This window comes from Pseudomonas sp. AD21, from assembly GCF_002878485.1.
In the GTDB taxonomy this organism is placed as follows: Bacteria; Pseudomonadota; Gammaproteobacteria; order Pseudomonadales; family Pseudomonadaceae; genus Aquipseudomonas.
The window spans coordinates 36,876-54,266 of the sequence record NZ_NQYG01000017.1 but is presented as its reverse complement, the minus strand read 5'-3'; the positions used below and the strand labels follow the sequence as shown (position 1 = coordinate 54,266).

General features: G+C 59.6%; 23 protein-coding genes. 10 read left to right on the top strand and 13 right to left on the bottom strand.

Features of this window, described 5'->3' with window-relative positions:
- Window position 1: 1 nt before the first annotated feature.
- The 10 genes from hisC to PseAD21_RS13250 all read right to left on the bottom strand — a co-directional run bounded on the left by hisC (window position 2) and on the right by PseAD21_RS13250 (window position 7,966).
- Window positions 2-1,054, bottom strand: coding sequence for a histidinol-phosphate transaminase (gene hisC / locus PseAD21_RS13295; RefSeq protein ID WP_102356085.1), 1,053 nt, complete (start codon window positions 1,052-1,054; stop codon window positions 2-4).
- A 2-nt stretch (window positions 1,055-1,056) separates the two neighbouring features.
- Window positions 1,057-2,394: a histidinol dehydrogenase gene (gene hisD / locus PseAD21_RS13290; protein ID WP_102356084.1), complete on the bottom strand. Its 1,338-nt coding sequence runs from the start codon at window positions 2,392-2,394 to the stop codon at window positions 1,057-1,059.
- 125 nt (window positions 2,395-2,519) lie between these two features.
- The gene (gene hisG / locus PseAD21_RS13285; RefSeq protein WP_007912384.1) at window positions 2,520-3,155 is read right to left on the bottom strand and encodes an ATP phosphoribosyltransferase; all 636 of its coding nucleotides are present in this window, start codon (window positions 3,153-3,155) and stop codon (window positions 2,520-2,522) included.
- 126 nt (window positions 3,156-3,281) lie between these two features.
- Window positions 3,282-4,547, bottom strand: coding sequence for a UDP-N-acetylglucosamine 1-carboxyvinyltransferase (gene murA / locus PseAD21_RS13280; RefSeq protein WP_045122295.1), 1,266 nt, complete (start codon window positions 4,545-4,547; stop codon window positions 3,282-3,284).
- 22 nt (window positions 4,548-4,569) lie between these two features.
- Window positions 4,570-4,809, bottom strand: a complete 240-nt coding sequence (locus PseAD21_RS13275) for a BolA family protein (RefSeq protein ID WP_102356083.1) — start codon at window positions 4,807-4,809, stop codon at window positions 4,570-4,572.
- A 116-nt stretch (window positions 4,810-4,925) separates the two neighbouring features.
- Entirely contained in the window at window positions 4,926-5,231 is a 306-nt protein-coding gene (locus PseAD21_RS13270) for a lipid asymmetry maintenance protein MlaB (RefSeq protein WP_102356082.1), read from the bottom strand.
- Entirely contained in the window at window positions 5,228-5,881 is a 654-nt protein-coding gene (locus PseAD21_RS13265; protein WP_102356081.1) for a phospholipid-binding protein MlaC, read from the bottom strand. The genes PseAD21_RS13270 and PseAD21_RS13265 overlap by 4 nt, the downstream gene beginning before the upstream one ends.
- An 11-nt stretch (window positions 5,882-5,892) precedes the next feature.
- Window positions 5,893-6,360, bottom strand: a complete 468-nt coding sequence (mlaD, locus tag PseAD21_RS13260) for an outer membrane lipid asymmetry maintenance protein MlaD (protein WP_007967220.1) — start codon at window positions 6,358-6,360, stop codon at window positions 5,893-5,895.
- Window positions 6,360-7,157, bottom strand: coding sequence for a lipid asymmetry maintenance ABC transporter permease subunit MlaE (gene mlaE / locus PseAD21_RS13255; protein ID WP_025109452.1), 798 nt, complete (start codon window positions 7,155-7,157; stop codon window positions 6,360-6,362). Before mlaE ends, mlaD begins: the two co-directional genes overlap by 1 nt.
- The gene (locus PseAD21_RS13250) at window positions 7,157-7,966 is read right to left on the bottom strand and encodes an ATP-binding cassette domain-containing protein (RefSeq protein ID WP_003221703.1); all 810 of its coding nucleotides are present in this window, start codon (window positions 7,964-7,966) and stop codon (window positions 7,157-7,159) included. The genes mlaE and PseAD21_RS13250 overlap by 1 nt, the downstream gene beginning before the upstream one ends.
- A 277-nt stretch (window positions 7,967-8,243) precedes the next feature.
- Here PseAD21_RS13250 and PseAD21_RS13245 point away from each other — a divergent pair, with 277 nt between their 5' ends.
- The 10 genes from PseAD21_RS13245 to PseAD21_RS13200 all read left to right on the top strand — a co-directional run bounded on the left by PseAD21_RS13245 (window position 8,244) and on the right by PseAD21_RS13200 (window position 15,360).
- Window positions 8,244-9,218, top strand: coding sequence for a KpsF/GutQ family sugar-phosphate isomerase (locus PseAD21_RS13245; RefSeq protein ID WP_102356080.1), 975 nt, complete (start codon window positions 8,244-8,246; stop codon window positions 9,216-9,218).
- Window positions 9,218-9,742 (top strand): HAD family hydrolase, encoded by a 525-nt coding sequence (locus tag PseAD21_RS13240; protein WP_102356079.1) that lies wholly within the window; start codon window positions 9,218-9,220, stop codon window positions 9,740-9,742. Before PseAD21_RS13245 ends, PseAD21_RS13240 begins: the two co-directional genes overlap by 1 nt.
- Window positions 9,743-9,750: 8 nt before the next feature.
- Window positions 9,751-10,323, top strand: a complete 573-nt coding sequence (gene lptC / locus PseAD21_RS13235; protein ID WP_102356078.1) for an LPS export ABC transporter periplasmic protein LptC — start codon at window positions 9,751-9,753, stop codon at window positions 10,321-10,323.
- Window positions 10,310-10,855 carry a lipopolysaccharide transport periplasmic protein LptA gene (gene lptA, locus PseAD21_RS13230; RefSeq protein WP_102356077.1) on the top strand — a complete coding sequence of 182 codons (546 nt, stop codon included), beginning with the start codon at window positions 10,310-10,312 and terminating at the stop codon, window positions 10,853-10,855. Before lptC ends, lptA begins: the two co-directional genes overlap by 14 nt.
- On the top strand, window positions 10,855-11,580 hold the full coding sequence (lptB, locus tag PseAD21_RS13225) for an LPS export ABC transporter ATP-binding protein (protein ID WP_007953572.1): 726 nt from the start codon (window positions 10,855-10,857) through the stop codon (window positions 11,578-11,580). Before lptA ends, lptB begins: the two co-directional genes overlap by 1 nt.
- A 276-nt stretch (window positions 11,581-11,856) precedes the next feature.
- A complete protein-coding gene (locus PseAD21_RS13220) occupies window positions 11,857-13,350 on the top strand; it encodes an RNA polymerase factor sigma-54 (protein WP_102356076.1) in 1,494 nt (497 codons plus the stop codon).
- A 73-nt stretch (window positions 13,351-13,423) separates the two neighbouring features.
- Entirely contained in the window at window positions 13,424-13,732 is a 309-nt protein-coding gene (gene hpf, locus PseAD21_RS13215) for a ribosome hibernation-promoting factor, HPF/YfiA family (protein ID WP_025109458.1), read from the top strand.
- A 12-nt stretch (window positions 13,733-13,744) separates the two neighbouring features.
- Complete coding sequence (gene ptsN / locus PseAD21_RS13210) at window positions 13,745-14,209, top strand: PTS IIA-like nitrogen regulatory protein PtsN (protein WP_025109459.1); 465 nt, start codon at window positions 13,745-13,747, stop codon at window positions 14,207-14,209.
- A gap of 2 nt (window positions 14,210-14,211) precedes the next feature.
- Window positions 14,212-15,069 carry an RNase adapter RapZ gene (rapZ, locus tag PseAD21_RS13205; RefSeq protein ID WP_102356075.1) on the top strand — a complete coding sequence of 286 codons (858 nt, stop codon included), beginning with the start codon at window positions 14,212-14,214 and terminating at the stop codon, window positions 15,067-15,069.
- Between the two features lie 15 nt (window positions 15,070-15,084).
- A complete protein-coding gene (locus PseAD21_RS13200; RefSeq protein ID WP_102356074.1) occupies window positions 15,085-15,360 on the top strand; it encodes an HPr family phosphocarrier protein in 276 nt (91 codons plus the stop codon).
- Window positions 15,361-15,401: 41 nt separating this feature from the next.
- Here the strand turns inward: PseAD21_RS13200 and PseAD21_RS13195 are convergent, their stop codons facing one another.
- Genes PseAD21_RS13195 through PseAD21_RS13185 form a run of 3 tightly spaced genes read right to left on the bottom strand, consistent with a single transcriptional unit; the run spans window position 15,402 to window position 17,379 of the window.
- Window positions 15,402-16,295 carry a ZIP family metal transporter gene (locus PseAD21_RS13195; RefSeq protein WP_102356073.1) on the bottom strand — a complete coding sequence of 298 codons (894 nt, stop codon included), beginning with the start codon at window positions 16,293-16,295 and terminating at the stop codon, window positions 15,402-15,404.
- Between the two features lie 30 nt (window positions 16,296-16,325).
- A complete protein-coding gene (locus PseAD21_RS13190) occupies window positions 16,326-16,937 on the bottom strand; it encodes a superoxide dismutase (protein WP_102356129.1) in 612 nt (203 codons plus the stop codon).
- A gap of 1 nt (window position 16,938) precedes the next feature.
- Complete coding sequence (locus PseAD21_RS13185) at window positions 16,939-17,379, bottom strand: hypothetical protein (RefSeq protein ID WP_102356072.1); 441 nt, start codon at window positions 17,377-17,379, stop codon at window positions 16,939-16,941.
- Window positions 17,380-17,391: the final 12 nt, after the last annotated feature.

Genomic DNA, 17,391 nt, shown 5'->3' with positions numbered 1-17,391 from the left:
CTCAGAGGTCGCCGAGGCCGTCGATCAGCGCCTGATTCTGCTCCGGCGTACCAATCGAAATCCGCAGGAACTGCGCAATCCGCTCTTGCTTGAAGTGCCGCACAATCACGCCTTGCTCGCGCAGCTTGGCCGCCAGGCCCGCTGCGTCATGTTGCGGATGCCGGGCGAAAATGAAGTTCGCCGCCGACGGTAGCACTTCAAAGCCTTTCGCCTGCAACTGCGCGATCACCCATTCACGACTCTCGATGACCAGACGGCAGGTCTTGTCGAAGTACTCACGATCTTCGAACGCCGCTGCAGCCCCGACAATCGCCAGACGATCCAGCGGATAAGAGTTGAAGCTGTTCTTGATTCGCTCCAGCGCCTCGATCAAGTCCGGATGCCCTACCGCCAGACCAACGCGCAAACCAGCCAGCGAACGCGACTTGGACAGGGTCTGCGTTACCAGCAGGTTCGGGTAACGGTCCACCAGGCTGATCGCCGTTTCGCCGCCAAAGTCGATGTACGCCTCATCCACCACAACCACTGAATCAGGGCTGGCCTTGAGGATTTGTTCAACCGCGTCCAGCGCCAGCAGGCAACCGGTCGGGGCGTTCGGGTTAGGGAAAATGATCCCGCCGTTCGGCTTGGCATAGTCGGTCGGGTCGATCTGGAACTGTGCGTCCAGCGGCACCGCGTCGAACTTGATGCCGTACAGACCGCAGTAAACCGGATAGAAGCTGTAGCTGATGTCCGGGAACAGCAGCGGCTGATCGTGTTGCAGCAAACCGTGGAAAATGTGCGCGAGCACTTCATCCGAACCGTTACCGAGGAACACCTGATTGCTCTGCACGCCGTAATACTCGGCGACCGCAGTTTTCAGCAGATCGCTGTTCGGGTCCGGGTACAGGCGCAGGTTGTCATTCAGTTCGACCTGCATCGCCGCTAGAGCTTTTGGCGATGGGCCGTATGGGTTTTCGTTAGTGTTGAGCTTGACCAGTCTGGTCAGTTTCGGCTGTTCGCCCGGCACGTACGGCACCAGATCCTTGACGAACGGGCTCCAGAATTTACTCATGTTCACTCCCCCTGCCCTTGAAGAAAGTCTTCGTCTTTGATGCGGTATTCGGCGCTGCGTGCGTGCGCGCTCAGGGATTCGCCACGGGCCAGCACCGAAGCGGTCTTGCCCAGCTCGGAAGCACCGGCTTCGGAGCAGAAGATGATCGACGAACGTTTCTGGAAGTCGTACACACCCAACGGCGAGGAGAAACGCGCGGTGCCGGAAGTCGGCAACACGTGGTTCGGGCCCGCGCAGTAATCGCCCAGCGCTTCCGAGGTGTGACGGCCCATGAAGATCGCGCCGGCGTGACGGATCTGCGGCAACCAGGCCTGTGGGTCAGCGACCGACAACTCCAAGTGTTCCGGGGCGATGCGGTTGGCGACTTCGATGGCTTGCGCCATGTCCTTAACGTGAATCAGTGCACCACGGCCATTGATCGAGGTTTCGATGATGGTCGCGCGGTCCATGGTCGGCAGCAGTTTGTCGATGCTCGCGGCCACCTTGTCGAGAAACTCGGCGTCAGGGCTGACCAGAATCGCCTGGGCGTCTTCGTCGTGTTCAGCCTGGGAGAACAGGTCCATGGCGATCCAGTCCGGATCGGTCTGGCCGTCGCACACCACGAGGATTTCCGAAGGGCCGGCGATCATGTCGATGCCGACCTGACCGAACACGTGACGCTTGGCAGTGGCGACATAGATGTTGCCCGGGCCAACCACCTTATCGACTTTCGGCACACTTTCGGTGCCGTAGGCCAACGCAGCGACGGCTTGTGCACCACCGATGGTGAACACGCGGTCAACGCCGGCGATACATGCAGCCGCCAGCACCAGTTCGTTGATCTCACCGCGCGGGGTCGGCACAACCATGACCACTTCGGTCACACCGGCGACCTTGGCCGGAATCGCATTCATCAACACCGACGACGGGTACGACGCTTTGCCGCCCGGCACGTACAGACCGGCACGATCCAGTGGCGTGACCTTCTGGCCGAGCACCGTGCCGTCAGCCTCGGTGTAGCTCCAGGAGTCCTGTTTCTGTTTTTCGTGGTAGCTGCGCACACGAGCGGCGGCTTTTTCCAACGCCTCGCGCTGCGGCACGGTGATCCGAGTCAGGGCCAGTTCCAGGCGCTCGCGCGGCAGGATCAGGTCAGCCATCGAGGCAACTTCGAGGCCGTCGAACTTCTGGGTGAACTCGACCAGCGCCGCGTCACCGCGCTCGCGCACAGCCTTGATGATGTCCAGCACCCGCTGATTGACCGAGTCGTCAGACACACTTTCCCAGCTCAGCAGATGATCCAGATGATGCGCGAAATCCGGGTCAGCAGCGTTGAGTCGGCGAATTGCAGTCGGTGCGGTCATAGCGAGAGCCTCATAGGAATGGCGAAAAACTCAGGCGCCCGAAACTATCATTCGATCCGCTTGGGCACCTGAGAATTCTGGCTATGAGGCGGATAGACGGCGCGACCTGGGGTCGCGCAGGTAAATCAGCCGCGGTGTCGCGATTCCACTGCGTTGCGCAGGGTATCGATCAACGCCTGGATTCGGGCGTGTTGCATCTTCATCGAAGCCTTGTTGACCACCAGGCGCGAGCTGATCGTGGCGATCAGTTCCTGAGGTTCCAGACCGTTGGCGCGCAGGGTGTTGCCGGTGTCGACCACGTCGATGATCTTGTCTGCCAGACCGATCAGCGGCGCCAGTTCCATCGAGCCGTAGAGCTTGATGATGTCGACCTGACGACCCTGCTCGGCGTAGTAACGCTTGGCCACGTTGACGAATTTGGTCGCCACACGCAGACGGCCCTTGGGCTCCGGCGCACCGATCTTGCCGGCGGTCATCAGCTTGCACTGGGCAATCTGCAGATCCAGTGGCTCATACAGGCCCTGACCGGTGTATTCCATCAACACGTCTTTACCGGCGACACCGAGGTCAGCCGCGCCATGCTCGACATAGGTCGGCACGTCGGTGGCACGCACGATCAACAGACGTACGTCATCCTGAGTGGTGGGGATGATCAGCTTGCGGCTCTTGTCCGGATTCTCGGTCGGCACGATGCCCGCTTCGGCGAGAAGCGGCAGGGTGTCGTCAAGGATGCGGCCCTTGGACAGTGCGATGGTCAACATGGGAAACGTCAGTCCTTATCAAGGTACTCATGTCCGGTCGCAATCGACGCCGGACACACATCGAGCCGGGACCGGCTCGACTCGAAACGAATTCAGTGGACACTTCCCTGTGTCCGCATGCAGCGATTAACCCGGAACGCGACGGATCTTGGCGCCCAGCATCTGCAGTTTTTCTTCGATGCACTCGTAACCACGGTCGATGTGGTAGATGCGGTCGATCAGCGTGTCACCTTCAGCAACCAGTGCCGAGATCACCAGACTGGCCGAAGCACGCAGGTCGGTCGCCATCACTGGCGCGCCCTTGAGGACTTCAGTACCGGTGACGATGGCAGTGTTGCCTTCGACCTGGATCTTGGCGCCCATGCGGTGCAGCTCGTACACGTGCATGAAACGGTTTTCGAAGATCGTCTCGATCACCGCACCGGTGCCTTCGGCAATGGCGTTGAGCGAGATGAACTGGGCCTGCATGTCGGTCGGGAACGCCGGGTACGGCGCAGTGCGCACGTTGACCGCTTTCGGGCGTTTGCCGTGCATGTTCAGCTCGATCCAGTCTTCACCGCTGGTGACTTCAGCGCCAGCTTCGCGGAGTTTTTCCAGAACGGCTTCGAGGATGGTCGGATCAGTGTCCTTGACCTTCACCCGGCCACCGGTGACTGCAGCGGCCACCAGGTAGGTGCCGGTTTCGATACGGTCAGGCATGACCTTATAGAAGCACGAACCCAGGCGCTCGACGCCATCAATGGTGATGGTATCGGTGCCGGCGCCGGAAACCTTGGCGCCCATGGCGTTGAGAAAGTTCGCCAGGTCAACCACTTCAGGCTCGCGCGCAGCGTTCTGCAGCACGCTGCGGCCTTTGGCCAGAGCAGCAGCCATCATGATGTTCTCGGTACCGGTCACACTGACGGTATCGAAGAAGAAACTCGCGCCGCGCAGGCCGCCTTCAGGCGCCTTGGCCTTGATGTAGCCGCCCTCGACGTCGATGACCGCGCCCATGGCTTCGAGGCCACGGATGTGCAGGTCGACCGGACGCGAACCGATGGCGCAACCGCCAGGCAGTGCGACTTCGGCTTCACCGAAACGGGCAACCATCGGGCCCAGTACCAGGATCGAGGCACGCATGGTTTTCACCAGTTCGTACGGTGCGATCAGGGTCTTGATAGTGCGTGGGTCGATTTCGACGCTGAGCTTCTCGTCGATCACAGGCTCGATGCCCATGCGACCGAACAGCTCGATCATGGTGGTGATGTCGTGCAGGTGCGGCAGGTTGCCAACGGTCACCGGGCCATCGCACAGCAGAGTGGCGGCCAGAATCGGCAGGGCGGAGTTCTTCGCCCCGGAGATACGGATTTCGCCATCAAGACGAACGCCACCGGTAATAATCAATTTATCCATAAGAATCTCGACGCCCTAGGGCTCAGGTGCGCTCGGCCCAGGCCGCGCGGCTGAAAAATTTCATAGTGACCGCGTGGATGCTGCCATCAGCAATCCAAGGGTTCAAATGGGCATAGATGCTCTGCTGACGCTTGACCGGGCTTAACGCCGCCAGTTCATCGCTAATCACGTTCAGTTGGAAATTGCAGCCTTCGCCTTCAACTTCTACCTGAATTCCTGGCAGCTTCCCTTCAAGGAAGCTCTTCACTTCTACGGCCTGCATGCTCAACCTCAATCGGCGCCCTGTGCGCACGGGTCGGACATCATACAAAAAAGCCCCGCGCCTGCGAACCCCGCATTGGCAGGACTCTGACGGGGGGCTTCTTTATCGATGCGGGTTCAGGGGTGCGCCAGCAACTCGGTCAGCTCACTGACCTGAGCGATTTCGCGCATGTCTTCCGGCATCGCGCGAATGCTCACGGCCTTGCCGGCCGCCTGGGCATCGCGCATGAAGCACAGCAGCAACGACAAGCCAACGCTGCTGGACTTCTTCACAGCCGAACAATCGATCACAAGCGTAGCAGCCTTGCTGGACTTGATCAGCGCCTGGCCTTCCTTGCGCAGGTCGGGACCTGTGCGGTAGTCCAGCACTCCGCTGAGCAATAGCTCGTCGACATCACTCATACGAACTGCCGCCTCATTCATTGCGCTGGCTTCGCGGCAGCTTTGTCGGTTTCTTCCTTGGCCTTGGCGACTTCACCAGCCCAACCGTTGATGGTCTTGTCCAGATCGTTGCCATTGCGCTGCATCGCATCCGCGAACTGATCACGGAACAGCTTGCCGATGTTGATGCCGTTGATGATCACGTTGCGCAGCTTCCACTCGCCGTTGATCTTCTCCAGCGTGTACTGCACAGGGTAGATCGCGCCGTTGCTGCCCTTGACGGTCATGCCGACGCTGGTGCGATCGCCCGACTCATCCTTGGCAGGATCAACCGTGATGCCCTGGTTGTTGTACTCGAGCAAGGCGTTGCCATAGAACTGGAACAGGCCTTTCTTGAAGTTTTCCTGGAAGGTCTGCATCTGCGCAGGGGTGGCCTTGCGCGAATACTTGACCGTCATGATGCTTTTGGAAATGCCTTCGGCATCGACCACCGGACCGACAATAGTGTTCAGCGCGGCATAGAAGTCAGCCGGATCCTGCTTGTACTTCGCTTTATTGGCCGACAGATCGGCCAGCATCCGGTTCGTGGTGTCCTGAACCAGTTCGTGCGCCGACTGCCCAGGCGCAGCGTTGGCCAGCAGTGGCAGTGTCGCGAGCAACACCAACAGGCCACGTCGCAAGGTAGAGATCATTCAAAAGCTCCTCATTTGGCGTCTTTGCTAACGGTATTGAGCAGGAATTTACCGATCAGGTCTTCCAGTACCAGAGACGACTGCGTGTCGTGGATGGTTCCACCATCCTTCAGGCGGGTATCTTCCCCGCCCACGCTGATACCGATGTACTTCTCGCCCAACAGGCCAGCGGTCAGGATAGACGCTGTGGAGTCGGTCGGCAGGTTGTCGACCTTTTTATCCACTTGCAGGGTTACCCGACCGGTGAAGCTGTCGCGATCCAGATCGATTGCCGTGACCTTGCCGATCGTCACACCGGCCATGGTCACTTTGGCTCTGACCGTCAAACCGGCGATATTGTCGAAGTAGGCGTAAAGTTTATACGTGTCAGTGGTCGAAGTCGGAGACAGGCCACTGACCCGCAGAGCAAGCAGCAACAAGGCCAGGATCCCTGCCAGCAGGAACAGGCCGACACCGATTTCCAGGGTGCGGTTTTGCATCAGAAATCTCCAAACATCAAAGCGGTCAGAATAAAGTCCAGGCCCAGTACTGCCAGCGAGGCGAATACCACGGTCTTGGTGGTGGCGCGACTGATGCCCTCGGAAGTGGGCTCACAGTCATAGCCTTGGAATACGGCGATCCAGGTCACGACGAAGGCGAAAACGATACTTTTGATGACGCCGTTGAGCACATCGCTAGTGAAGTTCACGCTGTTTTGCATGTTCGCCCAGTAGGAGCCTTCATACACTCCGAGCCAGTCGACAGCCACCCACGAACCGCCCCAGATACCCACCACGCTGAAAATCATCGCCAGCACCGGCAGGGAAATGAAACCGGCCCACAGACGCGGGGCAATAATGTACTTGAGCGGATCGACACCGATCATTTCCAGGCTGGAAAGCTGTTCGGTGGACTTCATGTTGCCGATTTCAGCCGTCAGCGCCGAACCTGCACGCCCGGCAAACAGCAATGCCGTCACCACCGGACCCAGTTCACGCAGCAACGTCAGGGCCACCATCTGCCCCACCGCCTGCTCCGAACCGTAGCTCGACAGAATACTGAAGCCCTGCAGCGCCAGCACCATGCCGATGAATATCCCGGACACGACGATGATCACCAGCGACATGACACCGACCGAATGCAGCTGTTTGACCAGCAGGCCGAAACCGCCGCTGATGCCGCCGCGACCAAGCAGGGCATGAAACAGGAACAAAGTCGCGCGGCCAAACACCGCGACGGCGTCGATCGCCGTCTCGCCAAACCGGCGCACGCGTTCTATCAATGAAATTCTGCGCATCAGCGCTTCCCCAGAAGATCTGCGCGGTAATCCGTCGCTGGAAAATGGTACGGCACCGGGCCATCGGGGTTGCCGGTCATGAACTGGCGGATACGCGGCTCATCCGAATTCATCAACTCGTCCGGCGTGCCCTGCCCCAGTACCTGACCATCACCCACTACATAGATGTAGTCAGCGATGCTCGCGGTTTCGGCCAGATCGTGGGAGACCACGATACTGGTGATACCCAGCGCATCATTGAGCAGACGGATCAGGCGGACCAGCACGCCCATGGCGATTGGATCCTGACCGACGAACGGCTCGTCGTACATGAGAATCTGCGGATCGAGTGCAATCGCACGGGCCAAAGCGACCCGACGCTTCATGCCCCCCGAGAGCTCGTCGGGCATCAGCTCGATCGCACCGCGCAGCCCGACCGCCTGCAATTTGAGCAGGACGATGTCGCGGATCATCTCATCCGGCAATTGGGTATGAACACGCAGGGGGAAAGCGACGTTCTCGAAAACATCGAGATCGGTGAACAGCGCGCCACTCTGAAACAGCACGCCCATGTGCTTTCGCGCATCGAACAGATCACTGCGCGACAGCGTCGGCAGGTTCTGACCGTTGACCCAGACTTCCCCGCTGGAAGGACGCAATTGCGCGCCCATCAAACGCAGCAGCGTGGTCTTGCCGCACCCGGAAGGTCCCATGATGCCGGTGACCTTGCCGCGCGGGATGCGAATATCGACGTTATTGAAAATGCTGCGCGCACCGCGCTTGAAGGAGACTCCCTTCAGCTCGACCGCGTAGGCGTTATCGGCACTCATCTAAACTCCTTGCGATGCAGCCTCTCACTCGGACGCCTGGCTTTCCTTGGAAAGCACATACCTCCCCCGGGCAGGCCGAACTGGCGGCGAACTATATCACTGCAAACGCCAAGCGCCCAAGGCCCATGCCCGTCCACGTTCAGCGATATGACAGGCCTGATGGCACTTTTTCAGGGTTTTGGTTACGAGGAATGACAAAGCACGACGAACTTGCGTGAGGCTTTTCAACATAACCGCTATAATCGCCGCCTTTTCATCGGGCTATACGATTTCTGACATGAGCCAATCCAGCGACCTGATTCAATCGGCACAACGCACCATCCGCCTCGAAGTGGAAGCCGTACAAGGCTTGTTGCCCCATATCGACGCCGATTTCGTACGCGCTTGCGAGATGATTCTGGCCAGTAAGGGCCGTGTGGTCGTGGTGGGCATGGGCAAGTCCGGGCACATTGGCAACAAGATTGCCGCGACTCTGGCCAGCACCGGCACCCCGGCGTTTTTCGTCCACCCGGCTGAAGCCAGCCATGGTGACATGGGCATGATCACCCGCGACGACGTGATCCTGGCCCTGTCCAACTCCGGCTCGACCAACGAAATCGTCACCCTGCTGCCACTGATCAAACGCCTGGGCATCCAGCTGATCAGCCTGACTGGCAACCCGCAGTCGCCGCTGGCCAAGGCCGCCGAAGTCAACCTCAACGTGCATGTCGAGCACGAAGCCTGCCCACTGAATCTGGCGCCGACTTCCTCGACAACCGCTGCGCTGGTCATGGGCGACGCCCTGGCCGTGGCGCTGCTGGAAGCCCGTGGCTTCACCGCTGAAGATTTCGCATTTTCCCACCCGGGCGGCGCACTGGGCCGACGCCTGCTGCTGAAAGTGGAAAACGTCATGCACGCCGGCCAGGAGTTGCCGCAAGTACAGCGCGGCACCCTGCTCAAGGACGCGCTCATGGAAATGACCCGCAAGGGCCTGGGCATGACCGCGATCCTTGAAGCCGACGGCAAACTGGCCGGGATCTTCACCGACGGCGATTTGCGTCGCACGCTGGATCGCAGCATCGACATCCGTAGTGCCACCATCGACCAGGTCATGACCGCACACGGCAAGACTGCACGGCCGGAGATGCTCGCTGCCGAAGCGCTGAAAATCATGGAAGACCACCGAATCAACGCACTGGTGGTCGTGGACGACGAAGATCGCCCGATCGGCGCCTTCAACCTCTCCGATCTGCTGCGTGCAGGAGTGATGTAATGACGAACGATCTGCTGCAGCGCGGCAAAGCGATCAAACTGGCAGTGTTCGACGTTGACGGTGTGCTCACCGACGGGCGCCTGTACTTCCTTGAAGACGGCAGCGAATTCAAGACGTTCAACACCCTCGACGGCCAAGGCATCAAAATGCTGATGAACGCCGGCGTCGAAACCGCCATCATCAGCGGCCGCAAGACTCCAGTGGTCGAGCGCCGGGCGAAGAACCTCGGCATCCCGCACCTGTTTCAGGGCCGCGAAGACAAATTGGTGGTTCTGGACGGTCTTCTGCAGCAACTGGGCCTAAGCTATGAACAGGTCGCCTACCTCGGTGACGACCTGCCTGACCTGCCGGTGATCCGCCGCGTAGGTCTGGGCATGGCCGTCGCCAATGCCGCCGACTTCGTGCGCGAGCACGCCCATGGCGTCACTCGGGCCCGAGGTGGCGAAGGTGCCGCCCGCGAATTCTGCGAATTGATCCTGCGCGCCCAGGGCCGCCTCGATGCGGCCAACGCCGCGTACCTGTGAGCCAAGCCATGTTTAGCAAAAAATTTCGCAACTTCCTGCTGTTCGGCTGCATCGCTGCAATGTTTGCAGCGGTCGGCTACTGGAACATCAGCCCGGAACGCTTCCTCGACAAACCCCCGGTCAAGGTTGAAGACACGGCCATCGACTGGTACGCGACCAATACGCATACCCTGCAATATCTGCCGGACGGCAAGCTGCAGTACGAGATGACGTCCGACAAGGCCGAGCACCTGAAAGCGACGGACGTGACCCTGGTCACCAAACCTGACCTGAACATGTTCCGCGGCACCGAGTTTCCGTGGCACGTGACCAGCGAGCGCGGCGAAGTGAACCCTGACGGAACTCAGGTAGAACTGATCGACTCGGTACGTATCAAGCGCACCGATGAAAAAAACCGCGACACCCTGATCACCAGCACACGCATGACGGTGTTCCCTCAGCAGCAATATGCGCAGACCGAGCAACCCGTTAGAATCGACGGCGCTGGCGGTGTATCGACTGGCGTGGGAATGAAGGCGTATTTGAAGGAAAGCAGGATACACCTGCAATCGAACGTAAGAGGACAGTATGAGGCTCGTTAAAACCCTCCCTATTTTGCTCAGTCTGGGCGCAGCACTGGGAAGCGTGAGCGCCTGGGCTCTGCCGAACGATCAGCAGCAACCTATCCGCATCCAGGCCGACGACGCCCAACTGGACGACAAGAACGGCATCGCCACCTATAAAGGTGATGTGATCATCACCCAGGGTTCGATGATCGTTAAAGGCAACACGGTCACCATCACCCGCACCCCGACCGGCGACATCGACGTGGTGACCTCGGTGGGCAACCTTGCCTACTTCGAGCAACTGCAGACCCAGGGTGACACCAAGCCTGTACAGGGCTGGGGCGTGACGATCCAATACCACGCCGCGCAAAACCGTGTCGTGCTGATCGACAAGGCCAAGGTTGTCGACAAGGACAACAACACCACCCTGGGCGAGAAAATTGTCTACGACACAGTGAGAAAACTGGCCAGCGCCGGCCGCGCTACCGGCAATAAAGTCACCGAGACGCGCCCGCGCATCGACATGGTGATCCAGCCGAAGAAGAAAACCGACGAGAAGGCCCAGTAATGGCAACTCTGAAAGCCCAGCACCTGGCCAAGGCCTATAAAAGCCGCCAGGTTGTGCGTGACGTCAGCCTGTCGATCGACAGCGGCCAGATCGTCGGCCTGCTCGGCCCGAACGGTGCCGGCAAGACCACGTGCTTCTACATGATCGTCGGCCTGGTGCAGGCCGATCAGGGCCGCGTGCTGATCGACGATCTGGACGTCAGCCATCAGCCAATGCACGGTCGCGCCAAGGCCGGTATCGGCTATCTGCCGCAAGAAGCGTCGATCTTCCGCAAGCTGTCGGTGGCCGATAACATCATGGCCATCCTCGAGACCCGTCAAGAACTCGACAAGGCCGGTCGTCGCAAGGAGCTGGAAAGCCTGCTGCAGGAATTCCACATCAGCCACATCCGCGACAACCTCGGCATGAGTTTGTCCGGTGGTGAGCGCCGCCGCGTGGAAATCGCCCGCGCCCTGGCCACCGCACCGAAATTCATCCTGCTCGACGAACCGTTCGCCGGTGTCGACCCGATCTCGGTCGGCGATATCAAGCAGATCATCCACCACCTCAAGGCCAAGGGCATCGGCGTACTGATCACCGACCACAACGTGCGTGAGACCCTGGATATCTGCGAAACCGCCTACATCGTCAACGACGGTCAACTGATTGCCGAAGGTGATTCCGCGACTATCCTGGCCAACGATCTGGTCAAGGAAGTGTACCTGGGCCACGAGTTCCGCCTCTAAAGCGCGATTGAGTTCGGCCAGCCGGCAGAGTGCTGTAGCGTTGAAGTGAAGTTTTATACGCTTTTATTGTTACAGCGCTCTAGGCAAACACGACGCCTCAAAGATGTTCACCGCGCTTTGAGGCGATACGTCAACAAAGTTTTATAAGCTTTTATTGTTACAGCGCTCTAGGCAAACACTTCAGTTTCAGGCATATAATTTGCTTAAGTTTGGCGCTTCGGCGCCCTGTAGTGGATGGCGCATGTGCGCCGGCGAATAAGGTGTTAAGCCCCTGCCATGAAACCATCGCTAGTCTTGAGAATGGGCCAGCAGCTGACGATGACACCGCAGCTGCAACAGGCCATCCGCCTGCTCCAATTGTCGACCCTGGACCTGCAACAGGAAATCCAGGAGGCCCTGGAATCCAATCCGATGCTCGAACGCCAGGAAGAAGGCGACGACTTCGACAACTCCGATCCTTTGGCCGACAACGCCGAACAAAAACCCAACACCGAAATTCAGGAACCCTCCTATCAGGAAACCGCACCGACGGTGGACAACCTGGAGGATGGCGAATGGAACGAGCGCATCCCCAACGAATTGCCCGTCGATACCGCCTGGGAAGACGTCTACCAGACCAGCGCCAGCAGCCTGCCCAGCAGCGATGATGACGAGTGGGACTTCACCACCCGCACCTCCGCCGGGGAAAGCCTGCAAAGCCATCTGTTGTGGCAATTGAACCTGGCGCCGATGTCCGACACCGACCGCCTGATCGCCGTGACCCTGATCGACTGCATCAACAATCAGGGCTACCTCGACGAAACCCTCCAAGAAATTCTCGACGCCTTTGATCCGGAGCTCGACATCGAGCTGGACGAGATCGAAGCCGTCCTGCACCGCATCCAGCAGTTCGAACCGGCCGGCATCGGCGCCCGCAACCTCGGCGAATGCCTGCTGCTGCAACTGCGCCAACTGCCGGCCAAGACCCCGTGGCTGAACGAAGCCAAGCGTCTGGTCAGCGATTACATCGACCTGCTCGGCAGCCGCGACTACAGCCAACTGATGCGGCGCATGAAGCTCAAGGAAGATGAGCTGCGCCAGATCATCGAACTGGTACAAAGCCTCAACCCGCGCCCGGGTTCGCAGATCGAATCGACCGAAGCCGAGTACGTGGTCCCCGACGTCATTGTGCGCAAGGACAACGAACGCTGGCTGGTCGAACTGAACCAGGAATCGGTGCCGCGCCTGCGGGTCAACGCTCAGTACGCCGGTTTCGTTCGCCGTGCCGACACCAGCGCCGACAACACCTTCATGCGCAATCAGCTGCAGGAAGCGCGCTGGTTCATCAAAAGCCTGCAAAGCCGCAATGAAACCCTGATGAAGGTGGCCACCCAGATCGTCGAGCACCAGCGCGGCTTCCTGGAATATGGCGACGAGGCCATGAAGCCGTTGGTCCTGCACGACATCGCCGAGGCGGTGGGCATGCACGAATCGACGATTTCCCGGGTGACCACGCAGAAATTCATGCATACCCCACGCGGTATTTATGAGCTGAAATACTTTTTCTCCAGCCACGTCAGCACCTCCGAAGGCGGCGAATGCTCGTCCACGGCGATCCGCGCGATCATCAAAAAACTGGTTGCAGCGGAAAATCAGAAAAAGCCGTTGAGTGACAGCAAAATCGCTGGTTTACTGGAGGCACAAGGCATTCAGGTGGCTCGCCGCACCGTCGCCAAGTACCGCGAATCCCTCGGGATCGCGCCTTCGAGCGAACGCAAGCGGTTGATGTAAGCCACGTTACAGCGTTCCAGTGGCAGGCTATCCAGCCTGCCGCTTTATGCACTGGCAACGAAGGAGAAGCTGTATGCAAGTCAACATCAGTGGACACCAACTGGAAGTGACCGAACCGCTGCGCACCTACATCAACGAGAAACTCGAACGATTGGAGCGCCATTTCGACAAGATCACCAACGTGCAAGTCACGATGTGTGTCGAAAAACTGAAGCAGAAAATCGAAGCCACCTTGCATATTCCCGGCAGCGAAGTGGTCGCCAACGCAGAAGATACCGACATGTATGCTGCGATCGACTCACTGACCGACAAGCTGGATCGCCAACTCAAAAAGCATAAGGAAAAGACCCAGAGCCTCCTCCAGGGCGCAACAGGTCGTTAACACCCCCAACCCATGATCCGACTTGAAAGTATCCTGACCCCCGGCCGTTCCCTGGTGAACGTGCCGGGCGGCAGTAAAAAGAAAGCCCTCGAACAGATTGCCAACCTGATCGCCCGCGAAGTGCCGGATCTGGAGATGCAGGATGTCTTCGAAGCGCTGATCGCCCGAGAAAAACTCGGCTCTACCGGTTTCGGCAACGGCATCGCCATTCCCCACTGTCGTCTCAAAGGCTGCGAAGCGCCCATCAGCGCATTGATGCACCTTGACGCCCCCATCGATTTCGATGCAATCGACGGCGCACCGGTTGACCTGCTGTTTGTCCTGCTGGTCCCGGAAGCGGCCACCGATGCTCACCTGGAATTACTCCGCCAGATCGCCAGCATGCTCGATCGCAAGGAAGTGCGCGAAAAACTGCGCAGCGCACCGAGTAACGAAGCCTTGTATCAGGTTGTCCTGAGCGAGCAAAACGGTCATTAATCATGCGTTTGATCATCGTCAGCGGCCGTTCCGGCTCGGGTAAAAGTACCGCCCTGGATGTCCTTGAGGACAACGGCTACTACTGCATCGACAACCTGCCGGCCGGCCTGCTGCCTGAATTGGCCGAGCGCGCTCTGGTTCACACCGAGCTGGCCCAGCCGCTGGTAGCCGTCTCGATCGATGCCCGCAACCTGCCAAGCCATTTGTCGCGCTTCCCCGAGCTTTTGGAGGAAGTCCGCAGCCGCCATATCCAGTGCGATGTGCTCTATCTGGATGCCGATGAGGAAACCCTGCTCAAGCGTTTCTCGGAAACCCGTCGGCGCCATCCACTGAGTACCGCCAATCGCTCGCTGGCCGAAGCAATCAACGACGAAACCGCCCTGCTCGGCCCGATCGCCGACCTGGCCGACCTCAAGGTCAACACCACCAATCTGAATCTGTACCAGTTGCGCGACACCATCAAGCTGCGCCTGCTGAACCAGCCGGAGCCGGGTACGGCCTTTCTGGTCGAGTCGTTCGGCTTCAAGCGCGGCATGCCGGTGGATGCCGATCTGGTGTTCGACGTACGCTGCCTGCCCAACCCGTACTGGAAGCCGGAACTTCGCGCACAATCGGGTCTTGATGCACCGGTCGCCGAATACCTGGCGGCGCAGCCGGAAGTCGAAGAGATGTATCAGGACATCTTCGGCTACCTGAATAAATGGCTGCCGCGCTTTGCCGCGAGCAATCGCGCCTACGTCACCATTGCCATTGGCTGCACCGGCGGGCATCACCGCTCCGTTTACCTGACCGAACGCCTGGGTCAGGCCCTGCAGAAAACCCTGAAGAACGTCCAGGTTCGCCACCGCGACCTCACTTAAAGGATTCACACCGCGATGCCTGCTCTGGAAATCGAAATCATCAACAAACTGGGCTTGCACGCCCGCGCGTCGGCCAAGTTCGTTGGCGTGGCAGGCCAGTACCCGGATTGCACCATCAGAGTGGGTCGCACCCCTGAAGCCACGGTGGACGGCAAAAGCATCATGGCGATGATGATGCTCGCCGCCGGCAAGGGCACGAAAATCTATCTGAGTACTGAAGGCCATCAGGAACAGGAAGCGCTGGATGCACTGGTGGCGTTGATCAACAACTACTTCGACGAAGGTGGTTGACTCCGTGTAGAGAGGGAGCTTGCTTGCTCCCTTTCTAAACTTCAGCTCAATGCTGTATCCATCACCATCATCAGACAGAAGCCGATCAGCAAGCCAAGACTGGCGAGCTTGTCATGACCATTGCGTCGCGACTCGGGAATCACTTCATGAGTCACCACCAGCAACATCGCTCCCGCCGCCAGCGCCAGCCCCAACGGCAGTAACAGCTCTGCCAGGCTGACCAGCCACGCACACAGCAACGCAAACACCGGCTCGACCAGACCTGACGCCGCGCCGATCAAGAACGCCTTGACCCGCGACATCCCCGCCCCGACCAGCACCAGCGCAATCACCAACCCCTCCGGCACATCCTGCAAGGCAATGCCCATCGCCAGACTGTCCGCGTCGACCATGCCACCACCGGCCGACACACCGACTGCCATGCCTTCGGGAATGTTGTGGGCAATGATCGCGAAGACGAACAGCCAGATTCTTGGTGGAATCACCGGGTGCTCAAGGGTGCCAACAAGCATTTCCGGTGAAGCGCCGGACAACCGCAGGTCCACCATATACAGGCCGAACGCACCGAGCATGATGCCCAGGCAGATCAGACCACTGGCGCCCCACGGGGTCATGCCCAGGCTTTGCGCGGCGGCGATGCCTGGCACGATCAGCGAAAACGCCGTGGCGGCCAGCATCACCCCGGCGCCAAACCCCAGCAGAGTATCGCTGAGCATCTGCGGCATGCGCCGGATCACCAGCACCGGCACCGCCCCGAGCGCCGTGCCGAGGGCGCAGATCGCCCCGCCTTGCAACGCCCGGGAAAGCCTCGGCTCCAGATCCAGCCATTCCAGCCCGTGCGCCGCCAGCAAGGTCATGCCCGCCAGCAGCAACAGCGACCCGACCGCGTAACGAAACATGCGCCCACCGCCGATCGCCAGTGTTTCAGTGCCCATAGTCTGCCTTGGATTGTTTTTATAGAAGACTTAAACCAGTGCGGCCTGATAACGCGCAGCGACTTCCGGCCAATTGATCACGTTGTAGAACGCGTTGATGTATTCCGGCCGACGGTTCTGATAACGCAGGTAGTAGGCGTGCTCCCAGACGTCCAGACCGAGAATCGGCGTATTACCGTTCATCAACGGGCTGTCCTGGTTACCGCTGCTTTCCACCACCAGTTGCTTGTCCGGCGTCACGCTGAGCCAGGCCCAACCACTGCCAAAACGGGTCAGCGCGGCTTTAGTGAACGCTTCCTTGAAACTGTCGAGGCCGCCCAGTTGTGCATCGATCGCCATGGCCAGCGCACCGTCCGGCTTGCCGCCGCCGTTGGGCACCATGACTTCCCAGAACAGCGAATGGTTGGCGTGTCCGCCGCCCTGGTTGATCACTGCGGCGCGAAGTTTTTCCGGCAGTTGCTGAACGCTGGCGACCAGTTTCTCGACCGGCCACTCGGCAAACTCAGTGCCCTCGACCGCCGCGTTGAGGTTGTTGATATAGGTCTGGTGGTGCTTGGTGTAGTGAATTTCCATGGTTTGCGCATCGATATGCGGTTCCAGGGCGTCATAGGCGTACGGCAAGGCAGGCAAGGTAAAAGCCATTTCAGTGAACTCCATGGTGATGTGCGGCTGACGCGCGGCGCGCATTGCCGGTATCCGGGTGCAGCAGGCGTTGCGTGCGCGGGTATTCGCCGTGCTCGCTGATGAAACTCAGCAGCTCGACGTAGGTCTTGCTACTCTGGCGCAGCGCCGCTTCACGCAGGGCCGGGCGCAAGCGCTCGTCCTGCATGGTCTCCAGCAGCCGATGATGGATCGCGCAGAGGTACTCGGCGCTTTCCTCCGGCTGGTTCAGGCGCAAGTGCAGATCCGCCAGGTTGTGGTGGGAGATGACGCAGGCCGCCACCGCTTCGTCAGCATCGGCCCAGCGTTCGAACAACACTTGCGCCAGGGCCAAGGCTTGCAGGTAAGCCTCGCGGGCATCGATCAGCTCGCCGAGCATGAAGCAGCGATTGGCCCGTTCGATCGTGCGTTTCCAGTGCTCCATGGTGAACCTCCA